Annotated in this window: 22 protein-coding genes and 1 riboswitch; of the genes, 13 read left to right on the forward strand and 9 right to left on the reverse strand. The window is 70.9% G+C overall.

Features of this window, described 5'->3' with window-relative positions; translation table 11 throughout:
• Nucleotides 1-74: 74 nt before the first annotated feature.
• Nucleotides 75-1,358 carry a citrate synthase gene (locus ASC54_RS08120; protein WP_055898233.1) on the forward strand — a complete coding sequence of 428 codons (1,284 nt, stop codon included), beginning with the start codon at nt 75-77 and terminating at the stop codon, nt 1,356-1,358.
• On the opposite strand, the gene efeU is transcribed toward ASC54_RS08120, so the two are convergent.
• Nucleotides 1,355-2,275 carry an iron uptake transporter permease EfeU gene (efeU, locus tag ASC54_RS08125; protein ID WP_055859683.1) on the reverse strand — a complete coding sequence of 307 codons (921 nt, stop codon included), beginning with the start codon at nt 2,273-2,275 and terminating at the stop codon, nt 1,355-1,357. The genes ASC54_RS08120 and efeU overlap by 4 nt on opposite strands.
• A gap of 120 nt (nt 2,276-2,395) precedes the next feature.
• The gene (dapD, locus tag ASC54_RS08130) at nt 2,396-3,361 is read right to left on the reverse strand and encodes a 2,3,4,5-tetrahydropyridine-2,6-dicarboxylate N-succinyltransferase (RefSeq protein ID WP_055859686.1); all 966 of its coding nucleotides are present in this window, start codon (nt 3,359-3,361) and stop codon (nt 2,396-2,398) included.
• 39 nt (nt 3,362-3,400) lie between these two features.
• Between dapD and dapE the strand changes: the two genes are divergently transcribed.
• From dapE to ASC54_RS12650, 3 genes are all read left to right on the forward strand, one after another.
• On the forward strand, nt 3,401-4,519 hold the full coding sequence (gene dapE / locus ASC54_RS08135; RefSeq protein WP_082514985.1) for a succinyl-diaminopimelate desuccinylase: 1,119 nt from the start codon (nt 3,401-3,403) through the stop codon (nt 4,517-4,519).
• A 23-nt stretch (nt 4,520-4,542) separates the two neighbouring features.
• Nucleotides 4,543-5,748, forward strand: a complete 1,206-nt coding sequence (locus ASC54_RS08140; protein WP_235451431.1) for a hypothetical protein — start codon at nt 4,543-4,545, stop codon at nt 5,746-5,748.
• Nucleotides 5,749-5,866: 118 nt separating this feature from the next.
• Nucleotides 5,867-6,034, forward strand: coding sequence for a DUF3117 domain-containing protein (locus ASC54_RS12650; protein WP_082514986.1), 168 nt, complete (start codon nt 5,867-5,869; stop codon nt 6,032-6,034).
• A 91-nt stretch (nt 6,035-6,125) separates the two neighbouring features.
• Here ASC54_RS12650 and ASC54_RS08145 read toward each other — a convergent pair whose 3' ends face one another.
• Nucleotides 6,126-6,758 (reverse strand): O-methyltransferase, encoded by a 633-nt coding sequence (locus tag ASC54_RS08145; protein WP_055859692.1) that lies wholly within the window; start codon nt 6,756-6,758, stop codon nt 6,126-6,128.
• A gap of 63 nt (nt 6,759-6,821) precedes the next feature.
• On the opposite strand from ASC54_RS08145, the gene ASC54_RS08150 reads away from it, so the two are divergent.
• Nucleotides 6,822-7,214 (forward strand): hypothetical protein, encoded by a 393-nt coding sequence (locus ASC54_RS08150; protein ID WP_055859695.1) that lies wholly within the window; start codon nt 6,822-6,824, stop codon nt 7,212-7,214.
• Nucleotides 7,215-7,217: 3 nt separating this feature from the next.
• On the opposite strand, the gene ASC54_RS08155 is transcribed toward ASC54_RS08150, so the two are convergent.
• Nucleotides 7,218-8,144, reverse strand: coding sequence for a LysR family transcriptional regulator (locus tag ASC54_RS08155; RefSeq protein ID WP_055898240.1), 927 nt, complete (start codon nt 8,142-8,144; stop codon nt 7,218-7,220).
• Nucleotides 8,145-8,197: 53 nt separating this feature from the next.
• On the opposite strand from ASC54_RS08155, the gene ASC54_RS12840 reads away from it, so the two are divergent.
• Nucleotides 8,198-8,359 (forward strand): hypothetical protein, encoded by a 162-nt coding sequence (locus ASC54_RS12840; RefSeq protein ID WP_156376794.1) that lies wholly within the window; start codon nt 8,198-8,200, stop codon nt 8,357-8,359.
• Nucleotides 8,360-8,415: 56 nt separating this feature from the next.
• Here ASC54_RS12840 and ASC54_RS08160 read toward each other — a convergent pair whose 3' ends face one another.
• The 3 genes from ASC54_RS08160 to ASC54_RS08170 are packed head-to-tail and all read right to left on the reverse strand — an operon-like array spanning nt 8,416 to nt 11,411.
• Nucleotides 8,416-9,531: an Mrp/NBP35 family ATP-binding protein gene (locus ASC54_RS08160; RefSeq protein WP_055859701.1), complete on the reverse strand. Its 1,116-nt coding sequence runs from the start codon at nt 9,529-9,531 to the stop codon at nt 8,416-8,418.
• The gene (locus ASC54_RS08165; RefSeq protein ID WP_055859704.1) at nt 9,524-10,090 is read right to left on the reverse strand and encodes a DUF1003 domain-containing protein; all 567 of its coding nucleotides are present in this window, start codon (nt 10,088-10,090) and stop codon (nt 9,524-9,526) included. Before ASC54_RS08165 ends, ASC54_RS08160 begins: the two co-directional genes overlap by 8 nt.
• Entirely contained in the window at nt 10,080-11,411 is a 1,332-nt protein-coding gene (locus ASC54_RS08170; RefSeq protein WP_055859707.1) for a magnesium transporter MgtE N-terminal domain-containing protein, read from the reverse strand. The genes ASC54_RS08165 and ASC54_RS08170 overlap by 11 nt, the downstream gene beginning before the upstream one ends.
• Before the next feature lie 36 nt (nt 11,412-11,447).
• Here ASC54_RS08170 and ASC54_RS08175 point away from each other — a divergent pair, with 36 nt between their 5' ends.
• The 4 genes from ASC54_RS08175 (at nt 11,448) to gcvP (ending at nt 16,833) form a co-directional block, all read left to right on the forward strand.
• Complete coding sequence (locus ASC54_RS08175) at nt 11,448-11,996, forward strand: general stress protein (protein WP_200932300.1); 549 nt, start codon at nt 11,448-11,450, stop codon at nt 11,994-11,996.
• A gap of 48 nt (nt 11,997-12,044) precedes the next feature.
• A riboswitch (glycine riboswitch) is annotated at nt 12,045-12,144 on the forward strand.
• 166 nt (nt 12,145-12,310) lie between these two features.
• Complete coding sequence (gcvT, locus tag ASC54_RS08180; RefSeq protein ID WP_082514987.1) at nt 12,311-13,486, forward strand: glycine cleavage system aminomethyltransferase GcvT; 1,176 nt, start codon at nt 12,311-12,313, stop codon at nt 13,484-13,486.
• Nucleotides 13,487-13,488: 2 nt separating this feature from the next.
• The gene (gene gcvH, locus ASC54_RS08185; protein WP_055898242.1) at nt 13,489-13,863 is read left to right on the forward strand and encodes a glycine cleavage system protein GcvH; all 375 of its coding nucleotides are present in this window, start codon (nt 13,489-13,491) and stop codon (nt 13,861-13,863) included.
• A 15-nt stretch (nt 13,864-13,878) separates the two neighbouring features.
• The gene (gene gcvP / locus ASC54_RS08190; protein WP_055898244.1) at nt 13,879-16,833 is read left to right on the forward strand and encodes an aminomethyl-transferring glycine dehydrogenase; all 2,955 of its coding nucleotides are present in this window, start codon (nt 13,879-13,881) and stop codon (nt 16,831-16,833) included.
• Here gcvP and ASC54_RS08195 read toward each other — a convergent pair.
• Together ASC54_RS08195 and ASC54_RS08200 are read right to left on the reverse strand one after the other, a co-directional pair.
• Nucleotides 16,830-17,339, reverse strand: a complete 510-nt coding sequence (locus ASC54_RS08195) for a peroxiredoxin (RefSeq protein WP_055859715.1) — start codon at nt 17,337-17,339, stop codon at nt 16,830-16,832. The two genes, gcvP and ASC54_RS08195, sit on opposite strands and share 4 nt — an antisense overlap.
• A 9-nt stretch (nt 17,340-17,348) precedes the next feature.
• Nucleotides 17,349-18,146: a CPBP family intramembrane glutamic endopeptidase gene (locus ASC54_RS08200; protein ID WP_055859718.1), complete on the reverse strand. Its 798-nt coding sequence runs from the start codon at nt 18,144-18,146 to the stop codon at nt 17,349-17,351.
• Between the two features lie 375 nt (nt 18,147-18,521).
• Here ASC54_RS08200 and ASC54_RS08205 point away from each other — a divergent pair, with 375 nt between their 5' ends.
• The 3 genes from ASC54_RS08205 to ASC54_RS08215 all read left to right on the forward strand — a co-directional run bounded on the left by ASC54_RS08205 (nt 18,522) and on the right by ASC54_RS08215 (nt 23,146).
• Nucleotides 18,522-20,336 (forward strand): ABC transporter family substrate-binding protein, encoded by a 1,815-nt coding sequence (locus tag ASC54_RS08205; RefSeq protein WP_369813323.1) that lies wholly within the window; start codon nt 18,522-18,524, stop codon nt 20,334-20,336.
• Between the two features lie 87 nt (nt 20,337-20,423).
• On the forward strand, nt 20,424-21,947 hold the full coding sequence (locus ASC54_RS08210; RefSeq protein WP_055859721.1) for an ABC transporter permease: 1,524 nt from the start codon (nt 20,424-20,426) through the stop codon (nt 21,945-21,947).
• Entirely contained in the window at nt 21,947-23,146 is a 1,200-nt protein-coding gene (locus ASC54_RS08215; protein ID WP_082514989.1) for an ABC transporter permease, read from the forward strand. Before ASC54_RS08210 ends, ASC54_RS08215 begins: the two co-directional genes overlap by 1 nt.
• The last annotated feature ends 21 nt before the right edge of the window (nt 23,147-23,167 follow it).

Consider the following 23,167-nt stretch of genomic DNA (forward strand, 5'->3'; position numbering starts at 1 on the left):
CGCGGACCGGCGCCACCCCGACGAACGCGGCTATCCCGCCACCACCCCCGACCCCACCAACGCGAGGAGGCGCAGTGAGCGACGCCGACAAGGCCATCCTGCAGTTCCCCGGCGGAACCGCGGAGTTCCCCATCCTGAGAAGCGTCGACGGCGCCTCGAGCATCGACGTCTCGACCCTCACCAGGCAGACGGGCCTCACGGCGCTCGACTACGGCTTCGTCAACACCGCCTCGACCAAGAGCGCGATCACCTACATCGACGGCGACCAGGGGATCCTGCGCTACCGCGGCTACACGATCGAGGACATCGCGGCGAACTCGAGCTTCCTCGAGGTCGCGTGGCTGCTCATCTACGGGGAGCTGCCGAGCGAGTCGGAGCTCGCCGCGTTCGACGAGCGCGTGCGGCGCCACACCCTCCTGCACGAGGACCTCAAGCGCTTCTTCGACTCGCTGCCGCACCAGGCGCACCCCATGTCGGTGCTGTCGTCCGCCGTCTCGGCGCTGTCGACCTACTACGGCGACTCGCTCAACCCGCACGACCCCGAGCAGGTCGAGATCTCCACGATCCGTCTGCTCGCCAAGCTCCCGGTGATCGCGGCCTACGCGCACAAGAAGTCGGTCGGCCAGGCCTTCCTCTACCCCGACAACTCGCTGAGCTTCGTCGACAACTTCCTCCGGCTCAACTTCGGCACGATGGCAGAGCCGTACGAGGTCAACCCGGTCATGTCGGAGGCGCTCGAGCGCCTGCTGATCCTCCACGAGGACCACGAGCAGAACGCCTCGACCTCGACCGTTCGCCTGGTCGGCTCGACCGAGGCCAACCTGTTCGCCTCCATCTCGGCGGGCATCAACGCCCTCTCCGGCCCGCTTCACGGCGGCGCCAACGAGTCGGTGCTCACGATGCTCGGGCGCATCCGCGACAGCGGCGAGAGCGTCGAGCGCTTCGTCGAGCGGGTGAAGAACAAGGAGGACGGCATCAAGCTCATGGGCTTCGGCCACCGGGTCTACAAGTCGTACGACCCGCGCGCCAAGCTCGTCAAGGAGAGCGCCGACGCCGTGCTCGCCGACCTCGGCATCAGCGACCCGCTGCTGGACATCGCGCGCGAGCTCGAGCAGATCGCGCTCGGCGACGACTACTTCAAGGAGCGTCGCCTCTACCCGAACGTCGACTTCTACACCGGCGTCATCTACAAGGCGATGGGCTTCCCGACGCGCATGTTCACGGTGCTCTTCGCGATCGGCCGGCTCCCCGGCTGGATCGCCCACTGGCGCGAGATGAACGACGACCCGCAGACGAAGATCGGCCGCCCCCAGCAGCTCTACACGGGCGCGCCCGCGCGCGACTGGCCGCAGCGCTAGACCGGAGCGCCGGCGCTCGTCGGCGTCAGCGCCCGCGCCGTGCTCGAGTCGGGGGCGCTCGGTGCCGCAGGGCGGCGACGAGCGCGGATCGTCCGCACGAAGATCGTCATGACGATCGCGACGTAGCCGACCCAGGCGACCACCTGCAGCCAGGTCATCGTCGGGGCGATGCCGAAGGCGCCGGTCAGCACCGCAGCGGGGAGCGAGCCCGCCGGCAGGATCTGCGTGAACGCGGTGCCCCAGAGCCACGCGAGCGCGGCCGGAGCGCCCGCCGGGGCCGCCTGGTCGGGTCCGGGGAGCATGCCGACCTCCTGCAGCTCGTGGAGTCCGTAGGCCAGCACGCCCGCGGCGATCAGGACGAGCAGCGCGCCCGTCCAGGCGAAGAAGCGACCGAGGTCGATGCGCACCAGCCGGCGGAACAGCAGCCAGCCCAGGCCGATCGCGATGCCGAGGCCCAGCAGAGCGCCGGCGACGCCCGCGATCGGGGCGTCGCTCGTGCTGGTCGAGGCCCAGAGGAAGAGCGCGGTCTCCGTGCCCTCTCGCGCGACGGCGAGGAACGCGAGGACGGCGAGTGTGCGCCCGCTGCCCGCGACGGCGTGCGAGACGTCCGCATCGATGCGGTGCCGCAGCGTCGAGGCGGTGGTCGCCATCCAGATGATCATCCAGGTCACGAGCGCGACGGCGAGCAGCGACAGCACGCCCGTCACGAACTCCTGCGCACGGCGGTCGAGCGTGGCGGTGCCGAAGGTGAGCACCGCACCCGTCGCGAGCGAGAGAGCGGCGGCGAGGCCGACCCCGAGCCAGATGCGCGGCACGAGGTCGCTGCGTCCGATCCGGTGCACGGCGGCGAGGATCAAGCCGACGACGAGCGCCGCCTCGAGCCCTTCCCGGAGTCCGATGATGAGGTTGGCGAGCATGCGGATCTCCTGTCGGCGACGAGACGGGTTCAGGCGAGGTAAGGCTTGCCTAATATACCCCGGGCGATGCCGTGAGACGACCGTGAGTCCGAGAGAGCGCCTGCACCCTCCTGCGCCCTCCTACGCGTGCAGCGCCTCGTTGAGCGTCACACCGGCCCCCGTCCGGGGCAGCACCTCGACCGCTCCGGTGAGCGAGTTGCGCCGGAACAGCAGGCCGGCCACGCCCGAGAGCTGCGCCGCCTTGACGGTGCGCGGGCGGGCATCCGCATCGAGCGAGCCGTCGAGCACGACGACCTTCGTGCCCGCGGTCACGTAGAGGCCCGCCTCGACGACCGAGTCGTCGCCGATCGAGATGCCGATGCCGGAGTTCGCGCCGAGCAGCGCGCGCTGCCCGATCGCGACGCGGTGCGTGCCGCCCCCCGAGAGCGTGCCCATGATCGAGGCGCCGCCGCCGATGTCGCTGCCGTCGCCGACGACGACGCCCTGGCTGATGCGGCCCTCGACCATCGAGGCGCCGAGCGTCCCGGCGTTGAAGTTCACGAAGCCCTCGTGCATGACGGTCGTGCCGGGCGAGAGGTAGGCGCCCAGGCGCACGCGCGAGGCGTCCGCGATGCGCACCCGCGGCGGCGTGACGTAGTCGAGCAGGCGCGGGAACTTGTCGATGCCGAGCGGCGAGATGCCGGCGCGCTGCAGCGCCGGCCGGTTCGCGTCGAAGTCGTCCGGGTGCACGGGCCCCGCCGTCGTCCACATGACGATCGGCAGGTGCGCGAACACGCCGTCGAGGGTGATGGTGTTCGGCGTCACGAGGCGGTGCGACAGCAGGTGCAGGCGCAGGTACGCATCGGGCGTGGATGCGGGGGCCGCCGCCAGCTCGATCTCGACCGTGCGGGCCTCGATCCTCACCCCTCGGCGCGCGTCCTCCGCCTCCAGGTGCTCGATGTCGGCCGGCACGATGTGGCGGTCGCGGCCCTCGGGCAGCGCGCCGAGCGCGGGGGAGGGGAACCACGTGTCGAGTACCTCGCCGTCGGCGAGGCGGACGGTGGCGAGGCCGTAGCCCCAGGCGTGCGTGGGCGAGCTGTCGGGCATGGATCCAGGCTACCCGCGCCGCGAACTAGGCTCGTGCCGATGAACGCGCATCCGATGACCGCCCCGCCGCTGACCGGCGACCTCCTCGACGACGTCGTCGCGCTCACCGCGGCGCTGTGCGACATCCCGAGCGTCTCGGCCGACGAGCGCGCGCTCGCCGACACGATCGAGGCGACCCTGCGCGCGCACGCCCCGCACCTGGAGCTCGTGCGCGACGGCGACGCGATCGTCGCGCGCACGAGCCTCGGACGCGCCGAGCGCGTCGTCATCGCCGGCCACATCGACACGGTGCCGATCAACGACAACCTGCCGACCCGCCGCAGCATCGACGACGGTGTCGACACCCTGTGGGGCCGCGGCACGGTCGACATGAAGGGCGGCTGCGCGGTGCTGCTCGCCCTCGCGGTGCAGCTGACCGACCCCGCCTACGACATCACGTGGGTCTGGTACGACCACGAGGAGGTCGCGAGCGAGCTCAACGGCCTCGGTCGCCTCGCCCGCACGCGCCCCGAGCTGCTGGAGGGCGACTTCGCGATCCTCGGCGAGCCCAGCAGTGCGGGCATCGAGGGCGGCTGCAACGGCACGCTGCGCCTCGAGCTCAGCACGACGGGCCGCCGAGCGCACTCCGCCCGCTCATGGATGGGCGTCAACGCCGTCCACGCCCTCGCGCCGATCCTTCAGCGCCTCGCCGACTACGAGCCCGCGACCGTGACGGTCGACGGCCTCGACTACCGCGAGGGCCTCAACGCGGTCGGCGTGAGCGGCGGGGTCGCGGGCAACGTCATCCCCGACGCCGCGAACGTGACCGTCAACTACCGCTTCGCCCCCGACAAGACCCTCGCCGAGGCCGAGCAGCACGTGCGCGACCTCGTGGCCGATCTCGACCCGCCCGTCGCGGTCGTCGTCACCGACGCGGCGGCGGGCGCCCGCCCCGGCCTGGATGCCCCGCTCGCGCAGCGCTTCGTCGCAGCCGTCGGCGCCGAGCCCGCCCCCAAGTACGGCTGGACGGACGTCGCGCGCTTCAGCGAGCTCGGCATCCCGGCGGTCAACTACGGCCCCGGCGACCCGTCGCTCGCTCACACCGACGACGAGCGCGTCCCGGTCGAGCAGATCGTCGCGTGCGAGCGCGGCCTGCGAGCGTGGCTCACCTCGGCCTGAGTCCCCGACAGGCGGGGGAGCGGTTGCTCGCCCGCGCTCGACGCGCGCCGTGGTGGCTGAGCGTCCTCGCGGTGTACGCGGCGTCGCGGATCGTCTCCACGGGCATCCTGCTGCACGTCGCCTCGCGGCAGCCGGCGAACGCGTGGACGCCCGCGCAGCCCGGCTACTTCGACTTCGCGCGCCTGTGGGACGGCACGTGGTACTGGATCATCGCCGCGGGCGGCTACCCCGACGCGATCCCGCGCGACGAGGCGGGGCTCGCGACCGAGAACGCGTTCGCGTTCATGCCCGTCTACCCGTTCGTCGTGCGCGGGGTCATGGTGCTCACGGGGCTGGAGTTCGCGGCGGCCGCCGTCGCCGTGTCGGTCGTCGCGGGGGCGGTCGCTGCGCTGCTCCTCCACCGGCTCGTGCGCACCTGGCTCGACGAGCGGGCGGCGCTGCTCGCGACGGCGCTGCTGTGCGTCGCGCCGATCTCGCCGATCCTGCAGGTCGCGTACGCCGAGTCGCTGCACCTCGCGATGCTGCTCGGAGCTCTGCTCCTGCTCCTCGAGCGCCGCTACGCGCCCCTCGCCGTCCTCGTGACGATCATGGCCCTGACCCGGCCGAGCGGGCTCGCGTTCGCGCTCGCGCTCGCGCTCCTGCTCGCGTGGCGCTGGCGTCGCCATCGTCGCGGTCTCGAGCCGTTCCCGGTGCGCGAGCGCGTCGAGCTCGCCGCGGTGACGGTGATCGCGGGGCTCGCGGGCCTGGCCTGGCCGGGCATCGTCGCGCTCGCGACGGGCGACCTCACGGGGTACACCGACACCGAGCTCGCCTGGCGCCGCCCGTACGTCGGCCCCGTGGAGCTCGTGCCGTTCACCGCGTGGTGGCAGGGGGCGCGATGGTGGCTCGGCGAGACGGCGGGCCCGGTCGTGCTCGCGCTCGTGCTCGTCGCGGCGTCGGCCTCGTTCGCGCTCCCGCAGATGCGACGGATGCCCGTGGCCATCCGCTGCTGGATCATCGCCTACGCCGTCTACCTCCTCGCCGTCTTCTTCCCGCAGTCGAGCACGTTCCGACTCCTGCTGCCGCTCGCCCCCGCGCTCGGCGCGCTCGCCGCCGGCGCGCTCGCCGTGCGTCCGCGCTGGCTGCGCGCACTGATCGTCGTGACGATGCTCGCGGTCTCGATCGCGGGCCAGTACGGCTGGGTGCACATCGCCTGGTGGGTCGACGGCATCGACTGGACACCTCCCTGATCGGGATGCCCGGCGCGGGCGGCACGGAGTATCCACGGCCGGGCATCCGTCGATTTAGCCGAATGCGCCGCGTACTAGATAATGAAGGCAGAGCTTTCATCGAAAGGGGAGACCGAATATGGCCGCCATGAAGCCGAGAACCGGCGACGGACCGATGGAGGCTGTCAAGGAGGGGCGACTGATCATCGTGCGCGTACCGCTCGAGGGCGGTGGCCGCCTGGTCGTCTCCGTCAACGATGACGAGGCGAAGGAACTGCACGACGCGCTCGCCGCGGCGATCTCCTGACGACAGCACCCGATGCGTGAACGGGGTCGGGCCTTCGGGCCCGGCCCCGTCTCGTGTTCCCGAGGCTCATCGAGCCGCGGCCCGCGGGGGGCTACGCGCCGCGCTTGATGATCTGCAGCAGGCCGTCGCCGACGGGCGACAGAGCCGTGTGCACAGCGCTCGAGCCGGCGAGCTCGCCGATCACGGAGCGGAAGTCGCGGGTGGTGGCCTCGCGCTTGGCCGGGTCGGCGACCGTGTCGCGCCACAGTGCGTGGGGGATGAGCACGATGCCGCCTGCGCGGACGAGTCGCAGCGCGTGCTCGAGGTAGTCGAGGAGGCCCTGCGCGTCGGCGTCCACGAAGACGACGTCGTAGCTCGACTCGTTCATGCGCGGAAGGACCTCGATCGCGCGTCCCGTGATCATGCGCACGCGGGCGGTCGCGTGACCGGCGTCGGTGAAGAACTTGCGGGCGTGCTGCTGGTGCTCGGCCTCGAGGTCGATCGTCGTGAGGTGGGCGCCGGGCGCGCCGCGGAGCATCCAGAGCCCGCTGACACCGAGACCGGTGCCGATCTCGATGATGGACTGCGCGTCGAGGGCGGCGGTCGCGAGCGCGAGGTGGGCGCCCGTCGCGGCGGTGACGGGCTCGACGCCCTGCTCGACGGAATGGGCGCGCGCCGCGGCGATCTCGTCGGGTTCGACCGTCGATTCCTCGACGTACTTCCACGACAGTTCCTTGCTGGCCACGGGCCCTCCTTCTCGCAGACAGCCTAGGGGTGGGCCCGCGGTTCGCCCGGCTATTGTGAGCGGGTGTCCTTCGGCCTGACGTTCGAGAAGCTCCTGCTCATCGGGCTCATCGCCGTGCTCCTCATCGGGCCCGACCGGCTACCCGGCTACGCGGCCCAGTTCGCGCGCTTCATCCGCACGATGCGCGACATGGCCAATGGGGCGAAGGAGCGCATGCGCGAGGAGATGGGCCCCGACTTCGACGACGTCGACTGGAAGAAGCTCGATCCGCGCCAGTACGACCCGCGCCGCATCATCAGGGAGGCGCTCCTGGAGGACGAAGGCGCACCGACTCGGCCCGGGGTCGGCGGCGCAGCGGCGACCGTGTCGGCGCCCGTGCGCGAGTCGGCGTACGCCCAGCGGCAGCGGCTGCTGCGCGAGGGCCGACCGGCGCCGTTCGACGCCGAGGCGACCTAGGTCTCAGCGCTCTCCGACCGTGCGCCAGCCCTCCACGACGCGGACGGCCTCGGCGCTCAGCAGCTCGAGCACGCGCCGCACGCTCGGCCGCTCCGCGCGGTCGGCGCGCATGAGCGCCGAGATCTGCCGCTCCGCCGGCAGACCCGTGATGGGGCGCGTGACGATGCCGTTGCCGTGGCTGCGGGTCGTGAATCGGGGCAGGATCGCGATCCCGATGCCCGCGGCGACGAGGCGCTCGACGATGAGGTTGTCCATGATGCGCTGCACGATGCGCGGCTCGCGGCCCACCGCGGCGCCGAGCCGCTCGAGCACGCGGTCGTACGGGTAGCCGACGGGCGCGCCGATCCACTGCTCGTCCACGAGGTCGGTGCCGCGCACGACGGTCTTCTCCACCAGCCGGTGCCCGGCGGGCAGAGCGACGTCGAAGGGCTCGGTCATGAGCGGGACGCAGCGCAGGCCGTTCTCGTTCCAGTGCGCGGGGATCCCCTGCGAGTCCGCGATCACGATGTCGTAGTCGGCGGTGAGCTGGGCGAAGTCGGGCAGCGGCAGGTCGTGATCGGTGAGCACGATCTCCAGGCCCGGCTCGTCGCGCAGCGCCCGCAGCGTTCCCGGCAGGAGCATCTGGCCGGCGGTGGGGAAGGCGCTCACCGAGACCGTGCCCTGCGGGCTCTGCTTGAACTCCAGCCACAGCGCCTCGGCAGACTCGATCGCGACGGCGATGCGTCGGGCGGTCTCGGCGAGCGCGAGGCCGGCGCCGGTGAGCTCGATGCCGCGCCCTCGGCGCTCCGTCAGGGCCACGCCCGCTTCCCGCTCCAGCAGCTTGAGCTGCTGCGAGACGGCGCTCGCGGTGCGGTGGGTGGCCGCCGCGACAGCAGTGATCGAGCCGCGATCGGCGAGCTCGCGGAGCAGTTCGAGCCGGCGCACATCCATGTAGTGATGCTACATGGACACCTAAGAAACATTAGATTGTGCTGAATCCGTGGATGGGATCCAATAGAGGCGTTCAGGAAGACACGAAGGAGAACGCGGACATGCTCGCCGGATTGCTCATCATCGCTCTGCTCGGTATCGCCGGAGCGGTCTCGACCGCCGTCGTGACGGCGAAGGACGGCTACCGTCGCGTGCCGTCGCTTCCGCGCACGTAGCCGCAGACTCCGTCGTTGAGGCGCGGATGCTCGGCGCGCCCCGCCCGCCCCTCGACTCAGCGCGGCGAGACGGAGAGCGGCCGGCCCGCGAGCCCGCGGCCCCGCGCCGCCACGACGCGCGCGAGCTCGCGGATCGCGTCGCCCGCCGGATCGCCGTCGACGAGCACGATCGGCTCGCCCGCATCGCCGCCCTCGCGCAGCGCGACCGAGAGCGGCACGCGCGCGAGCAGCGGCACGTCGAGCCGCGCCGCCGTCTCGGCCCCGCCGCCCGAGCCGAAGAGCTCGAGCACGCCGCCGTCGGGCTGCGCGAGCCCTGCCATGTTCTCCACGACGCCGATCACGGTCTGGCCGGTCTGCCGCGCGACGAGCGCGGAGCGCTCGGCCACGTCGGCGGCGGCCTTCTGCGGCGTCGTGACGACGAGCACCTCGGCGTGCGGCAGCAGCTGCCCCACCGAGATCGCGACGTCGCCGGTGCCGGGCGGCATGTCGAGCACGAGCACGTCGAGGTCGCCGAAGTAGACGTCCGTCAGGAACTGCTGAACGGTGCGATGCAGCATCGGCCCCCGCCACGACACGGCGGTGCGCTCGTCGACGAACATCCCGATCGAGATCACGGCGACGTCGTGCGCGCGCGGCGGCATGATCGCCTCGCCCACGCGCGTCGGCCTCTCGCCCGCGATGCCGAGCAGCCCCGGGATCGAGAAGCCGAACACGTCGGCGTCGACGAGCCCGACGCGCAGCCCCTGCTGCGCAAGGGCGACGGCGAGGTTCGCGGTGATCGTGCTCTTCCCCACGCCGCCCTTGCCGCTCGTCACGGCGATGACCCTCGTGAGCGAGTCGGGGGTGAACGGCATGGCGGGCCGGTCGCCGCGCAGACGCGCGATGAGGGCATCCCGCACCGCCGGGGCCATCACGCCGACCGCGACGTCGACGCCCGCGACGCCCGGCACCGAGGATGCCGCGGCGCGCACATCGCGCTCGATGCGGTCGGCCGCGGGGCAGCCCACGATCGTGAGCTCGAGGTCGATGGCGACGCGGTCGCCCTGCACGCTCACGCGGGGCACCATGTCGAGCTCGGTGACGGGTCGGCGCAGCTCCGGGTCCATGACCCGTGCGAGCGCTCGCCGCACCTGCTCCTCGGTGGGGGCCGCCGGGGGAGCAGAGTCAGCCACGGCGGTCGCGGTCGAGGTCGTCCACGGCGACGGCGGCGTCCTCGACCTCGGAGCGGTCGAGCTCCTCCAGGAGGCTGCGCAGCTCGGCGCGGATGAACTCCTTCGTGGCGATGTCCTTCATCGCCAGGCGCAGCGCGACGACCTCGCGGGCGAGGTACTCGGTGTCGGCCAGGTTGCGCTCGGCGCGCTGCCGGTCCTGCTCGATCTGGACGCGGTCGCGGTCGTCCTGCCGGTTCTGCGCGAGCAGGATGAGCGGCGCCGCGTACGAGGCCTGCAGCGACAGGATGAGCGTCAGCAGCGTGAAGTTGAGCGAGCGCGGATCGAACTGCGCCCCGATCGGCGCCGTGCTGTTGAAGGTGATCCAGACGGCGACGAAGACCGTCATGCCGATGAGGAACCACGGCGTCCCCATCGCGCGGGCGAAGCCCTCCGAGAAGCGACCGATGCGGTCTCGGCTCGTGAACTGGGGCCGGAACAGCGGCCGGCGCTGCGACTTGGGCGCGTCGAGGTCGTCGCGGCGCGGGGTCGCGACCGGGCGGCGACGGCGCTCAGCGGCCATCGGCCGGCCTCCTGGTCACCGGTCCGCGCCCGGCGCGCGGCAGCGGGGCGGCCGAGCGTCGACGCGCGCGCGGCGGCAGCGGAGCGTCGTGCTCGGCGCTGCGCCAGTCGTCGGGCAGCAGGTAGTCGAGCACGTCGTCGATGGTCACGAGGCCGACGAGGCGCCGCGTCTCGTCGACGACCGGCAGCGAGACGAGGTCGTAGCTCGCGAGGCGCCGCGAGACCTCGGCGGCCGAGGTGTCGGGCGTCACGGGCTCGATGCCCTGGTCCAGCAGGGTTCCCAGGCGCTCGTGCGGCGGGTAGCGGAGCATCCGCTGGAAGTGGACCATGCCCAGGTACCGGCCGGTCGGCGGCTCGTACGGCGGGAGCGTCACGCAGATCGCCGCGCCGATCGCCGGAGCGAGCTCGTGCCGGCGGATCAGGGCGAGGCCCTCGGCGACGGTCGCGTCGGCCGAGACGATGATGGGCTCGGTCGTCATGAGACCGCCGGCGGTATCGGCGTCGTAGGACAGCAGGAAGCGGACGTCCTCCGCCTCCTCCGGGTCCATGAGCTCGAGCAGGTGCTCGCCGCGCGTGGTCGGCAGCTGCGCGATGAGGTCGGCGGCGTCGTCGGGCTCCATGTTGTCGAGCACGTCGGCGGCGCGGTCGTCGTCGAGCTGGGAGAGGATCTGCACCTGGTCCGACTCCGGCATCTCCTCCAGCGCGTCGGCGAGGCGGTCGTCGGGCAGCTCCTCCGCGACCTCCATGCGCCTCTCCTCCGAGAGCTCCAGGAGCGTGTTGGCGAGGTCGGCGGGGAGGAGGTCGGTGTACTGGGCGATGAGCTGCTCGGCGCTCTGCCCCTCGGCGCCCGAGGCCCGCTCGATGACGTCGACCCACCGCGCGAACACGGTGCCGCCCTTGGCGAACGGCGCGGCGGCCGGGCGGGGGCGGCGCAGGAACAGCTGCCCGACGGCCCACTCACCGGGGCCGGACTCCTCGATCGCGACATCCTCGACGGTCGCCTCGCCGCTGCCGTCGCGCAGCGCGACGCGACGGCCGATCATCTCGGCGAGCACGCGCACCTCGCCGCCGCGCTGCTCGAAGCGGCGCAGGTTGATGAGCCCGGTCGTGATGATCTGCCCCGAGCCGATGCTCGTGACGCGGCCGATGGAGAGGAACACCCGGCGCCGGCCGGGCACCTCGACCACGAGGCCGACCACGCGCGGGGCATCCGTTCGCCGGTAGACGACCAGGACGTCGCGGACCTTGCCCACCTTGTCGCCCGCGGGGTCGAAGACGGAGCACCCGCTCAGCCGGGCGACGAAGACTTTCGCGGCGCTCACGCTGAAACCCTACCGCCGGGCTGACACAATGAGCCGATGACGAACAGCAGCCCCTTCGCGCGCCGCACCGCCGCCTCGCCGGTCGTTCCGCGGGGCGACGTGCTCGGCACCTACGACAGCTACCCCGAGGCCCAGAAGATCGTGAACCGGCTCGCGCTCGCCGACTTCCCGGTCAAGAAGCTGTCCATCGTCGGCAACGACCTGAAGACGGTCGAGAAGATCACCGGCAAGCTCACCTACGCCCGCGCGGCGCTCGCCGGGGCCGCGAGCGGCGCCTGGTTCGGCCTCTTCATCGGCCTGCTGCTGTTCCTGTTCTCGCCGACCGGCGACTTCTCCTTCATCCTCGCCGCCGCCCTCATCGGCGCCGGGTTCGGGCTGCTCTTCGGCGTCGTCTCGTACGCCCTCAACCGCCGTCGTCGCGACTTCACCGCGACCCACCAGGTGCTCGCGAGCAACTACCAGATCATCATCGATCCGAACCTCACCGCGCGAGCGCAGCAGGTGCTCGCGGAGGGCCCCTCGCACCGCGATCACGCCGCCGCGACGGATCCGGCCGACGAGGCCGCGGATCGCCCCGGCGATTGATACCCTGAACCCGCAGGACAGCTCCACCACAACCGAACATAGGGCCGCACAGCGAGTGCGGGAGAGCCGACGGGGCCGAGGCCGCCGACGGCACCGAAGGAGCAAGCCTCCCCGCCAATCTCTCAGGTACGCGTACCGCTCTCGCCAGGCCACTCTGAAAAGCAGAGCGCATCCCGACGCCGACGTCGGCGACGAGCGATCTCGCCCACGGTGAAAGCTCGCCCCGACCGGCACGACCGGAACGGGCGCGCGAAGCTCTCAGGCACCATGACAGAGGGGGAGTTCCACCGGCCTTCAGCGCAAGGGAGAACTCCGTGTCCGATCCCCGCACCGCCTCCGATCCGACGTCCGCGTCCGATCCCGCCCCCGCGGTGACCCCGCGGTTCTCGCCCCTGCACGAGCAGCACGTCGCCCTCGGCGCGAGCTTCACCGACTTCGCGGGCTGGCAGATGCCGGTGCGGTACACCTCCGACCTCGCCGAGCACCACGCGGTGCGCACGGCCGCGGGTCTCTTCGACATCTCGCACATGGCCGAGATCTCGATTCTCGGCGAGGCCGCGGGCGCCTTCCTCGACGAGGCGCTCGCCGGCCGGCTGTCGGCGCTCGCCGTCGGGAAGGCGAAGTACTCGCTGATCCTCGACGAGCGCGGCGGCATCATCGACGACCTCATCGTCTACCGCATCACCGACCACGAGTTCCTCGTCGTCGCGAACGCCTCCAATCGGGATGCCGTGGTCGCCGCCCTCACCGCGCGCACCGCCGACCACGGGGTCGCCATCGACGACCGCACAGACGCGACGGCGCTCATCGCGGTGCAGGGGCCCGCTGCGCGCGAGGTGCTCGAGGCGACGCCCCAGTTCCTCGCCCCCGAGCTCGACGAGCTGAAGTACTACGCCTGGACGACCGGCACGTTCACCGGGCCGGAGGGCGACGACTCCATCGAGGTCCTCGTCGCCCGCACGGGCTACACGGGGGAGGACGGCTTCGAGCTCTACCTAGACGTCGCGCACGCCGCGGCGCTCTGGCGAGCGCTGCTCGCCGCGGGCGAGCCGCTCGGCCTGCAGCCGTGCGGGCTCGCGTCGCGCGACACCCTGCGGCTCGAGGCGGGCATGCCGCTCTACGGCCACGAGCTGGGCACGAGCATCCAGCCCGTTCAGGCGGGCCTCGGCCGCGTCGTCGTGACGGCCAAGCAGAGCTTCGTCGGCAAGGCCGCGATCGAGGCCGGCCCGGGCGAGAGCGCCCGCGTGCTCGTCGGCCTCGCCGCGGAGGGCCGCCGCGCCGCGCGCGCCGGCTACGCCGTCATGAGCGGCGACGAGGTCGTGGGCGAGATCACCTCGGGCGCCCTCTCTCCGACCCTTGGCCACCCGATCGCGATGGCCTTCGTCGACCCGGCCCACGCCGAGCCCGGCACGACCCTCGACCTCGACGTCCGCGGCAGCCGCATCCCCGCGACCGTCGTCCCGCTCCCCTTCTACAAGAAAGAGGCCTGACCATGAGCGCCGTCCCCGCCGACCTGCAGTACACCGCCGAGCACGAGTGGGTGCGCCTCGAGGGCGACGTCGCCACCGTGGGCATCACGCAGTACGCCGCCGACGCCCTCGGCGACGTCGTGTACGTCGACCTGCCGAAGGTCGGCGCCGCCGTCACCTCCGGCTCCATCGTCGGCGAGGTCGAGTCGACGAAGTCGGTCGGCGAGCTCTACGCGCCCCTGAACGGCGAAGTCGTCGAGGCGAACGACGCCGTCGTCGACGCCCCCGAGACCATCAACTCCGACCCGTACGGCGACGGCTGGCTCCTCAAGGTGCGCGTCGCCGAGACCCCGGCGCTCCTGAGCGCCGACGAGTACCGCGCCCTCATCGGCGAGTAGGAGCATCCGACACCCATGTCTCTCGATTTCAGCGCCCGCCACATCGGCATCGACGGCTCCGCGCGGCAGCTCATGCTCGACGCGCTCGGCTACGCCTCGCTCGACGCCCTCATGGATTCCGCGGTCCCGTCCGCGATCCGCCAGACCGCCCCGCTGCGCAGCCTGCCCGCCCCCGCGACCGAGGCCCAGGCCCTCGCCGAGCTGCGCGCCATCGCGGCCGAGAATCGCGTGCGGACGAGCCTCATCGGCCAGGGCTACTACGGCACGATCACGCCCGCGGTCATCCAGCGGAACATCCTCGAGAACCCCAGCTGGTACACGGCGTACACGCCGTACCAGCCCGAGATCTCGCAGGGCCGTCTCGAAGCGCTGCTGAACTTCCAGACCATGGTGAGCGAGCTCGCGGGCCTGCACACCGCGAACGCGTCGATGCTCGACGAGGCGACGGCCGTCGTCGAGGGCATGCTGCTCGCGCGCCGGGCATCCAAGAGCTCGTCGAACGTCTTCCTCGTCGACAGCGACCTCTTCGCCCAGACGCGCGCGGTGCTCGACGGCCGCGCCGAGGCCGTGGGCCTCGACCTCCAGTACCTGCCGCTCGCCGACACCGACCCGGCCGACCTGCCCGAGGCCTTCGGCGTGTTCGTGCAGTACCCCGCCGCCTCGGGTCGCATCTGGGATCCGTCGGCGATCATCGCCCGCGTCAAGGAGCAGGGCGGCCTCGCGATCGTCGCCGCCGACCTCCTCGCGCTGACACTCATCACGAGCCCCGGCGAGCTCGGCGCCGACGTCGCCGTCGGCACCACCCAGCGGTTCGGTGTTCCCATGGGCTTCGGCGGACCGCACGCCGGCTACCTCGCCGTGCGCGAGGGCCTCGAGCGATCGATGCCCGGCCGCCTCGTCGGCGTCTCGCGCGACGCCGACGGCCGCCCCGCCTACCGGCTCACGCTGCAGACGCGCGAGCAGCACATCCGCCGCGACAAGGCGACGTCGAACATCTGCACCGCGCAGGTGCTGCTCGCCGTCATGGCGTCGATGTTCGGGGTCTACCACGGCCCCGACGGGCTGCGGCGCATCGCGACGCGGGTTGCGAGGACGACCAGGGCCTTCGCCGACCGCCTCGCGGCGAACAGCGTCGACGTACTCAACGACTCGGCGTTCGACACCCTCACGATCTCCGTGCCCGGCCGCGCCGACGACGTCCTCGCCGCGGCACGCGACCGCGACATCCTCCTGTGGCGCGTCGATGCCGACACCGTCCGGCTGAGCTTCGACGAGCAGTCGTCGACCGACCCGGCGCTCATCGCCGAGCTCTCCGCGGTGTTCGGCTTCATGGCTGGGTCGGGCATCCCTGGCGCCGGACCGGCCGAGCCGGCCACGCGCATCCCCCCAGCTCTCGAGCGCACCTCCGAGTTCATGACGCACCCGGTGTTCCACACGCACCGCAGCGAGACCGCGATGATGCGCTACCTCAAGCGCCTCGCCGACCGCGACTACGCGCTCGACCGCGGCATGATCCCGCTCGGCTCGTGCACGATGAAGCTCAACGCGGCGACCGAGATGGCGGCCGTCACGTGGCCCGAGTTCAGCGCGCTGCACCCCTTCGCGCCGCTCGAGGACGTCCAGGGATCGCTCGTGCTCATCGGCATGCTCGAGACGTGGCTCGCCGAGCTCACGGGGTACGACGCCGTGTCGCTGCAGCCGAACGCCGGCAGCCAGGGCGAGCTCGCGGGCCTCCTCGCCATCCGCGGCTACCACCGCTCGCGCGGCGACGAGCACCGCACGGTCTGCCTGATCCCGTCGAGCGCGCACGGCACCAACGCGGCCTCGGCCGTCCTGGCCGGGATGCGCGTCGTCGTCATCGCGACGACCGAGACGGGCGACGTCGACCTCGCCGACCTGCGCGCGAAGATCGAGGCGCACCGCGACGAGCTCGCCGCACTCATGATCACCTACCCGTCGACGCACGGCGTGTACGAGCACGACGTCATGGAGGTCACGGCGGCCGTGCACGAGGCCGGCGGCCAGGTGTACATCGACGGCGCCAATCTCAACGCGCTCCTCGGCTACGCCCGCTACGGCGACATCGGCGGCGACGTCAGCCACCTCAACCTGCACAAGACGTTCTGCATCCCGCACGGCGGGGGAGGGCCCGGCGTCGGCCCCGTCGCGGCGAAGGCGCACCTCGCGGAGTTCCTGCCCGGCCACCCGCTCGCCCAGATGCACCAGCACCCGCCGTTCGACATGGCGACCGGCAGCGCGGGAGCCGTCGAGCACCGCGGAGCGCCCGTCTCCGCCGCGCCCTACGGCTCGGCGAGCATCCTGCCGATCTCGTGGGCCTACACCCGCATGATGGGCGCCGAGGGGCTGACGGATGCGACGGCGAACGCCGTCCTCGCGGCCAACTACGTGGCGCTGCGGCTCCGCGAGCACTACCCGGTGCTCTACGCGGGCGAGAACGGCCTCGTCGCGCACGAGTGCATCCTCGACCTGCGCCCGCTGAAGGAGTCGACCGGCATCGGCAACGACGACGTCGCGAAGCGACTCATGGACTACGGCTTCCACGCGCCGACGATGTCGTTCCCCGTCGCGGGCACCCTCATGGTCGAGCCGACCGAGTCGGAGGATCTCGCCGAGCTCGAGCGGTTCATCCAGGCCATGATCGCCATCCGCCTCGAGGCCGACCGCGTCGCGGCGGGGGAGTGGCCCGCGGGCGACAACCCGCTCGTCAACGCGCCGCACACGGCCGAGAGCGTGATCGCCGGTGAGTGGGAGCACCCCTACTCGCGCGAGCTCGCCGTCTACCCCGCGTCGCTCGTCGCGGGCGACGAGCACGGACCCGGGGCCGACGGCTCCGGCGGGTTCGGGGCGACGCGCGCCGACAAGTACTGGCCGCCGGTTCGCCGCGTCGACCAGGCCTACGGCGACCGCAACCTGGTCTGCTCGTGCCTGCCGATCGAGGCGTTCGCCTAGGAGGCGGCGGAGGCGTCGAGCCCGGGTGCGCCTGGCAGCAGCGCGAGCTGCTCGCGGATCGTCGCGGCGCTCTGGTAGGTGACACCGACGAGGGCGACGTGCTTCCAGCGGAGCACGCCGTCGGCGTCGACGATGAAGATCGAGCGGCGCACGCCCACCCCGAACAGCCCGACCCCGTACGCGTCGACGACGTCGCCGCGCTCGTCCGCGAGCAGCGGGAAGGTGAGCGTCGAGCGGCGGGCGAACGACTCGTGCGACGCGGCGCTCTGGCGGCTGATCGCCCACACCTCCGCGCCGAGCTCCTCGAAGCCGGTGAGCTCGCTCTGGTAGCTGCACAGCTGCGCGGTGCAGCCGGGCGAGGCGTCGGCCGGGTAGAACGCGAGCACGAGGGGCGAGCCGCGGTGCTCGCGCAGCGAGAAGAGCCGGTGCTGAGCATCCGCGCCCCGCATGGTCACGCCGGGCAGGGTGAAGTCGGGGGCGAGCTGGCCGATCTCGGGCTGGGGCATGCGGCGAGGCTAGGCGGGCAACCCGAGAAGTTCCGGGAACTCCGCGGCCGCCCAGGGGTATCCCACGAAGATCACAGCGTCGAGGACCGTGTGCCCGATCACGAGGGGGAGGACGCGGCCGGTGCGCGTGTAGATCCAGCCGAACACGATGCCCATGACGAAGTTCCCGACGAAGGCCCCGAACCCTTGATACAGGTGGTAGGTCGCCCGCAGGAGCGCGCTCGTCAGGATGACCGCCCACGGGCTCCAGCGGAGGTCGCGCAGGCGCGCGAAGAGGTAGCCGATCGCGATCACCTCCTCGGTGGCGCCGGCGCGGAACGCGGCGAGGAGCAGCACCGGGACGGTCCACCAGTAGGTGTCGAGCGCGGTCGGCACGACGGTCACCGTGACCCCGAGCGCGCGGCCGGCGACGTACAGCGCGAGGCCCGGCACCCCGATGAGCACGGCGAGGCCGAGGCCGTCCCGCGCGTCGCGCCAGGGTCGGGTCCCGTCGATGCCGAGCCGCCCGAGGTGCGGTCGGGCCGCCCGCCACAGCAGGAGCGCGACGAGGGCGACGGCGACGAGGTCGAAGACGATCGCGAGGAGCTGGTAGATCAGGTCGAAGATCTCGCGCTCGTCGCGCGCACCGTTGATCGTGGCGGTCTGCTGCGAGAGCGGCACGTCGCGGGTGACGCGATTGATGATCGCCACGAGCGAGTAGACGGCGCTCGCGCCGAGCGAGAGGCCGAGGACGATGAGGATCTCGGCGCGGATACGTCGTGGCGAGGGGATGCCCGTGCTGATGTCGGGCGCGGAGAGGGCGGTCACGGCAGAAGTATCCCGCGCGCGGCTCGCGCTCACCCGAGCGCGATTGTGGGGGAGGGGCAGGATCCGGCCCCGGAACCCCCTGCTCTTTAGAGCACGCCGACATACCGTCAGGCGACGGATGCTCATCTCATCCTTCTCGAACGCGCACGGTCTCGGGAAGATCCGGACGCCGACGCAACGATCGTGCGTGGTGACCGCGGAGTGACGCAATTATCCGGACTCGTGCACATGATTGCTCGAATGTCGTTACCGGTGTGTAACGAATGCGCTTAGGGTTTGGCGGGGATGTGACCCTCTCTCTAGGGTCATACCCAATAGGCGTGACGGCGCGCTCTGACTGCGGCCGACGCGTGTCCATCTTGCACAGGAGGAAAATTGCGAATCAGCAGAATCGGGGCAGCTAGCGCGGCCACGATCGCGGCGAGCGCCCTCGTCCTCTCGGCTTGCGCTGCACCGCAGCAGGAGTCCGAGGTCGTCGAAGGAAGCTCCATCACGGTCGCGTGGAACCAGCCGTTCTACTCGTACAACAGCAACACGTCGTTCGGTAATGCCACGGCGAACGCGAACATCGTGTACATGACGAGCGGCGCGTTCAACTACTACGACAACACGCCCGAGCTCCAGAAGGACGAGTCGTTCGGCACCTACGAGGTCGTCTCGGAGGACCCGCTGGTCGTCGAGTACACGATCGCCGATGGCGTCCAGTGGTCCGACGGCACGCCCGTCGACGCCGCCGACATGCTCCTCGCGTGGGCCGCGAACTCGGGTGTCCCCAACACGCCCGATTTCGACCCGACCGAGTTCACCGACCCCGTGACCGGCGAGTTCACCGAGGACTACCCGACCGACGTCGTCTTCTTCGACGGCGCCCTCGGCGGCGGCCTCGAGAACGTCTCGCAGGTTCCCGAGATCGATGGCAAGACCATTACGCTCGAGTACGACAACATCTTCGTCGACTGGGAGCTCGTGTTCGGCGTCGGCCTGCCGGCTCACGTCGTCGCGCAGCGCGCGCTCGGCATCGAGGACCCGCAGGAGGCGAAGGACGCCCTCGTCGAGGCCATCCAGAACAACGACGCGGAGGCGCTCGCGCCGATCTCGTCGGTCTGGAACTCGGACTGGAACTTCTCGGAGATGCCCTCCGAGGAGGACGCCAACCTGCTGGTCGTCAACGGCCCGTACGTGATCTCGGACTTCGTGGCCGACCAGTACATCACGCTGACCGCCAACGAGAACTACGTCGGCGAGAACACCCCGCAGATCGAAGAGGTCACCGTCCGCTTCATCACCGACCCGCTCGCCGCCGTCCAGGCGCTCGCGAACGGCGAGGTCGACGTCATCAGCCCCCAGGCCACGGCCGATGTGGCTGACGCGCTCGCCGAGCTCGACGGCGTCACCGTCCTGAACAGCGTCGAGGGCACCTACGAGCACATCGACCTCCAGTTCGACCAGTCGAAGAGCGGCACCTTCAGCGACCCGCTCGTCCGTGAGGCCTTCCTCAAGACGATCCCGCGTCAGCAGATCGTCGACACGCTCATCAAGCCGCTCAACCCCGAGGCCGAGGTGCGCAACTCGCAGCTCTTCGTCCCGGGCGCGCCCGGCTACGACGACACGGTCGGGGGCAACGGCATGGCCGAGAACTTCGGCGAGGTCGACATCGAGGGCGCTGCGGCGCTCCTCGCCGAGGCCGGCGTCACGAGCCCCGAGGTCTGCATCCTCTACGCGACGAACAACCCCCGGCGCGTGAACGAGTTCGCCCTCATCCAGGAGTCGGCCAACCAGGCAGGCTTCAACGTGACCGACTGCGGCAGCGACGACTGGGGCGGCCTTCTCGGCACCCCGGGCGCCTACGACGCGTCGTTCTTCGGGTGGCAGTCGACGAGCCTCGGCGTGACCAACAGCTCGGCGACCTTCCGCACCGGCGGCATCAACAACCTCAACTACTACTCGAACCCCGCGGTCGACGAGCTCCTCACCGAGCTCGACACGGCCCTGGAGCCCGAGCGCCAGATCGAGATCCAGCTCGAGATCGACCGTCTCCTCATGGACGACGCGTACGGCCTCACGATCTTCCAGTTCCCCGGTATCACGGCGTACAGCGACCGCGTCGAGGGCGTCAGCCCCGGCCCGCTCTCGCCGACCATCTTCTGGAACATCTGGGACTGGACGCCGACTGACAGCGAAAGCGAGTAAGTCCGAGGCTCTCGGGCTGATCACGTCAGTCAGCTGACTCAGCACCCGGGGCGCTCCAGGATTCAGTTAGGTAGGGTGCCATTTCCGATGGCCACATTCGTTATCCGGCGACTCATCGCCTCCGTCTTCGTCCTCCTCGCCGCGACGTACATCATGTACAACCTCGTGGCGCTGTCGGGTGACCCCCTCGAGGACCTCCGTCAGAGCAGCGCTCCCAACAAGGAAGAGCTCATCGAGTCGAGAATCCGACTTCTCAACCTCGATGTCGCACCGCCGCTCCGATACTTCATCTGGTTCGGCAACGTCATCACCGGCAACTTCGGCGTGACCGTTGAGGGCCGCAGCGTCAACGCCCTCCTCGAGCAGGCGCTCGGGTCGACCATCCAGCTCGTCACGATCTCCACGGTCGTCGCGATCTTCCTGGGTCTGATCGTCGGTATCACCACGGCGCTCCGTCAGTACTCGGGCTACGACTACAGCGTCACCTTCGTCTCCTTCCTCTTCTTCTCGCTCCCGATCTTCTGGGTGGCCGTGCTGCTCAAGCAGTTCGTGGCCATCGGCTTCAACGACTTCCTCGAGAATGACCCCCAGCTCCCGCTTCTCGCCGTCCTCGCGCTCGCCGTCGTCTCGGGCGCCCTCTGGGCCTCGATCATTCCCGGTAGCGCACGGCGCAAGGTCGTGACGTTCGCGATCGCGGCTGCCGCTACGGCCGCGATCCTCACCGTCATGAACGTCACCGGCTGGTTCAGCAGCCCGGCGCTGACGATCGGCGGAGTCGCGATCATGGGGCTCGGAGCGGCCGTGGGCTTCACCGCGCTCATCACCGGCCTCAAGAACCGACGCGCGCTCATCGCCGCTGTCGCCGTCGCCGGCCTCGGGATCGCCCTCTACTTCCCCTTCCAGTACAACCTCTCGTTCTACGTGACCGAATGGTGGATGCTCCTCGCGCTCGCTGTGCTCACGGCCCTCGTGAGCGGTGCGATCGGCTACTTCGCCGGCGGTCACGACCGCGGCCCGGTGATCCGAGTCGCCGTCTTCACGGGCATCACGACGGCCTTCGTGATCGCGCTCGACCGTTTCATGATGGTGTGGGACGACTACGCCACCTCCGGTCGCATCCGCGGGCGCCCGATCGCGACGATCGGCGCGTCCACGCCGAACCTCGAGGGGTCCCTCTGGGTCCAGGGCGTGGACATCTACACGCACCTGCTGCTCCCCACGCTCGCGCTCATCCTCATCTCGTTCGCGACGTACACCCGCTACTCGCGCGCGAGCCTCCTGGAGGTTCTCAACCAGGACTACATCCGCACGGCGCGGGCGAAGGGGCTGTCAGAGCGGACGGTCGTCGTCCGCCATGCCTTCCGCAATGCGCTCATCCCGATCGCGACGATCGTCGCCTTTGACATCGGAGGCCTCATCGGCGGCGCGGTCATCACCGAGCGCGTGTTCGGCTGGACGGGCATGGGATCGCTGTTCCAGAACGGTCTTCAGCGCGTCGACCCGAACCCCGTGATGGCCTTCTTCGTCATCGTCGGCGGGCTCGCGATCCTCTTCAACCTGATCGCCGACCTCGTCTACGCCGCCCTCGACCCGCGAATCCGAGTGAACTGATGTCGAACACACCTACTCCCGAGCCCGGGCACAGCGCGGGCAGCGTGACCGATTCCGAGAACAACCTCGAGCTCAAGGAGATCGAGGGCCTCAGCCAGGGCCAGATCGTCCGACGTCGCTTCTTCCGGCACCGCGGCGCTCTCGTGTCGATGGTCGTGCTCGCGTTCATCATCATCCTGGCGTTCTCGTCCGTCGGCCTCGCCTTCAGCTTCTTCGGGATCGACATCCGCACCCCGGGCTGGTGGCAGTGGAACTGGACGCAGATCCCCGACCCGCAGAACGGCGGCGCTCCGACGCTGAGCCTCGTCCCCGAGTTCCTCGGCGGCGATGGCCTCCGCTTCGGCGACCACCCCTTCGGTCAGGACGAGGTCGGCCGCGACATCTTCGCGGTCGTCATGCGCGGCACGCAGCAGTCGATCGTCATCATGATCGTCGTCGGCGCGATCGGCGTGTCGATCGGCACGGTCATCGGCGCGATCTCCGGGTTCTTCCGCGGCTGGCGCGACTCCGTGCTCATGCGCTTCACCGACATCATCATCACGATCCCCGTGATCGTCGTGGGTGCGGTCGTCGGCAAGGCGGTCGGCAACCAGGGTGCCTTCGCGCTCGCGATCGTGCTGGGACTGTTCGCGTGGACCGGGCTCGCGCGCCTCGTCCGCGCCGAGGTCCTGAGCCTCCGGGAGCGCGAGTTCGTCGACGCCGCGCGCGTCGCCGGCGCGAGCAACCGCCGCATCATCTTCAAGCACGTCTTGCCGAACGCGATCGGCGTCATCATCGTCAACGCGACGCTCCTCATGGCCGCGGCGATCCTGCTCGAGACGGCCCTGAGCTTCCTCGGGTTCGGCGTGCAGGCTCCCGACACCTCGCTCGGCAAGATCATCAGCGATAACCAGGCGGCCTTCGCGACACGTCCGTGGCTGTTCTGGTGGCCCGGTGCGTTCATCATCGCGATCGCCCTGTGCATCAACTTCATCGGCGACGGTCTGCGCGATGCGTTCGACCCGCGTCAGAAGCGGCTGCCCAGCTCGCGCGCCCTCGCCCGGGCGACGTCCAACCGCAACGACCTCGCGCGCGCCGAGGTGCTCGTGGCGACGCGCGGTGCCGACAACCAGGTCGACGATTCGCTGGCGCCGCGCAGCACGACGACCCTCGACGAGGGCGACGAGCGACCGACGCACGGCTCGCGAGGCGACGCCTGATGCTCGTCCTGGCTCCCGCCG

Source organism: Yonghaparkia sp. Root332, from assembly GCF_001425665.1.
Classification (GTDB): domain Bacteria; phylum Actinomycetota; class Actinomycetes; order Actinomycetales; family Microbacteriaceae; genus Microcella.

Coding starts and splice junctions, on each gene's coding strand:
- efeU (WP_055859683.1), bottom strand. CDS start 2,275: ATGCTCGCCAACCTCATCATCGGACTCCGGGAAGGGCTCGAGGCGGCG.
- dapD (WP_055859686.1), bottom strand. CDS start 3,361: ATGCCCGACAGCTCGCCCACGCACGCCTGGGGCTACGGCCTCGCCACC.
- dapE (WP_082514985.1), top strand. CDS start 3,401: ATGAACGCGCATCCGATGACCGCCCCGCCGCTGACCGGCGACCTCCTC.
- ASC54_RS12650 (WP_082514986.1), top strand. CDS start 5,867: ATGGCCGCCATGAAGCCGAGAACCGGCGACGGACCGATGGAGGCTGTC.
- ASC54_RS08155 (WP_055898240.1), bottom strand. CDS start 8,144: ATGGATGTGCGCCGGCTCGAACTGCTCCGCGAGCTCGCCGATCGCGGC.
- ASC54_RS12840 (WP_156376794.1), top strand. CDS start 8,198: ATGGGATCCAATAGAGGCGTTCAGGAAGACACGAAGGAGAACGCGGAC.
- ASC54_RS08165 (WP_055859704.1), bottom strand. CDS start 10,090: ATGGCCGCTGAGCGCCGTCGCCGCCCGGTCGCGACCCCGCGCCGCGAC.
- ASC54_RS08175 (WP_200932300.1), top strand. CDS start 11,448: ATGACGAACAGCAGCCCCTTCGCGCGCCGCACCGCCGCCTCGCCGGTC.
- gcvH (WP_055898242.1), top strand. CDS start 13,489: ATGAGCGCCGTCCCCGCCGACCTGCAGTACACCGCCGAGCACGAGTGG.
- gcvP (WP_055898244.1), top strand. CDS start 13,879: ATGTCTCTCGATTTCAGCGCCCGCCACATCGGCATCGACGGCTCCGCG.
- ASC54_RS08195 (WP_055859715.1), bottom strand. CDS start 17,339: ATGCCCCAGCCCGAGATCGGCCAGCTCGCCCCCGACTTCACCCTGCCC.
- ASC54_RS08210 (WP_055859721.1), top strand. CDS start 20,424: ATGGCCACATTCGTTATCCGGCGACTCATCGCCTCCGTCTTCGTCCTC.
- ASC54_RS08215 (WP_082514989.1), top strand. CDS start 21,947: ATGTCGAACACACCTACTCCCGAGCCCGGGCACAGCGCGGGCAGCGTG.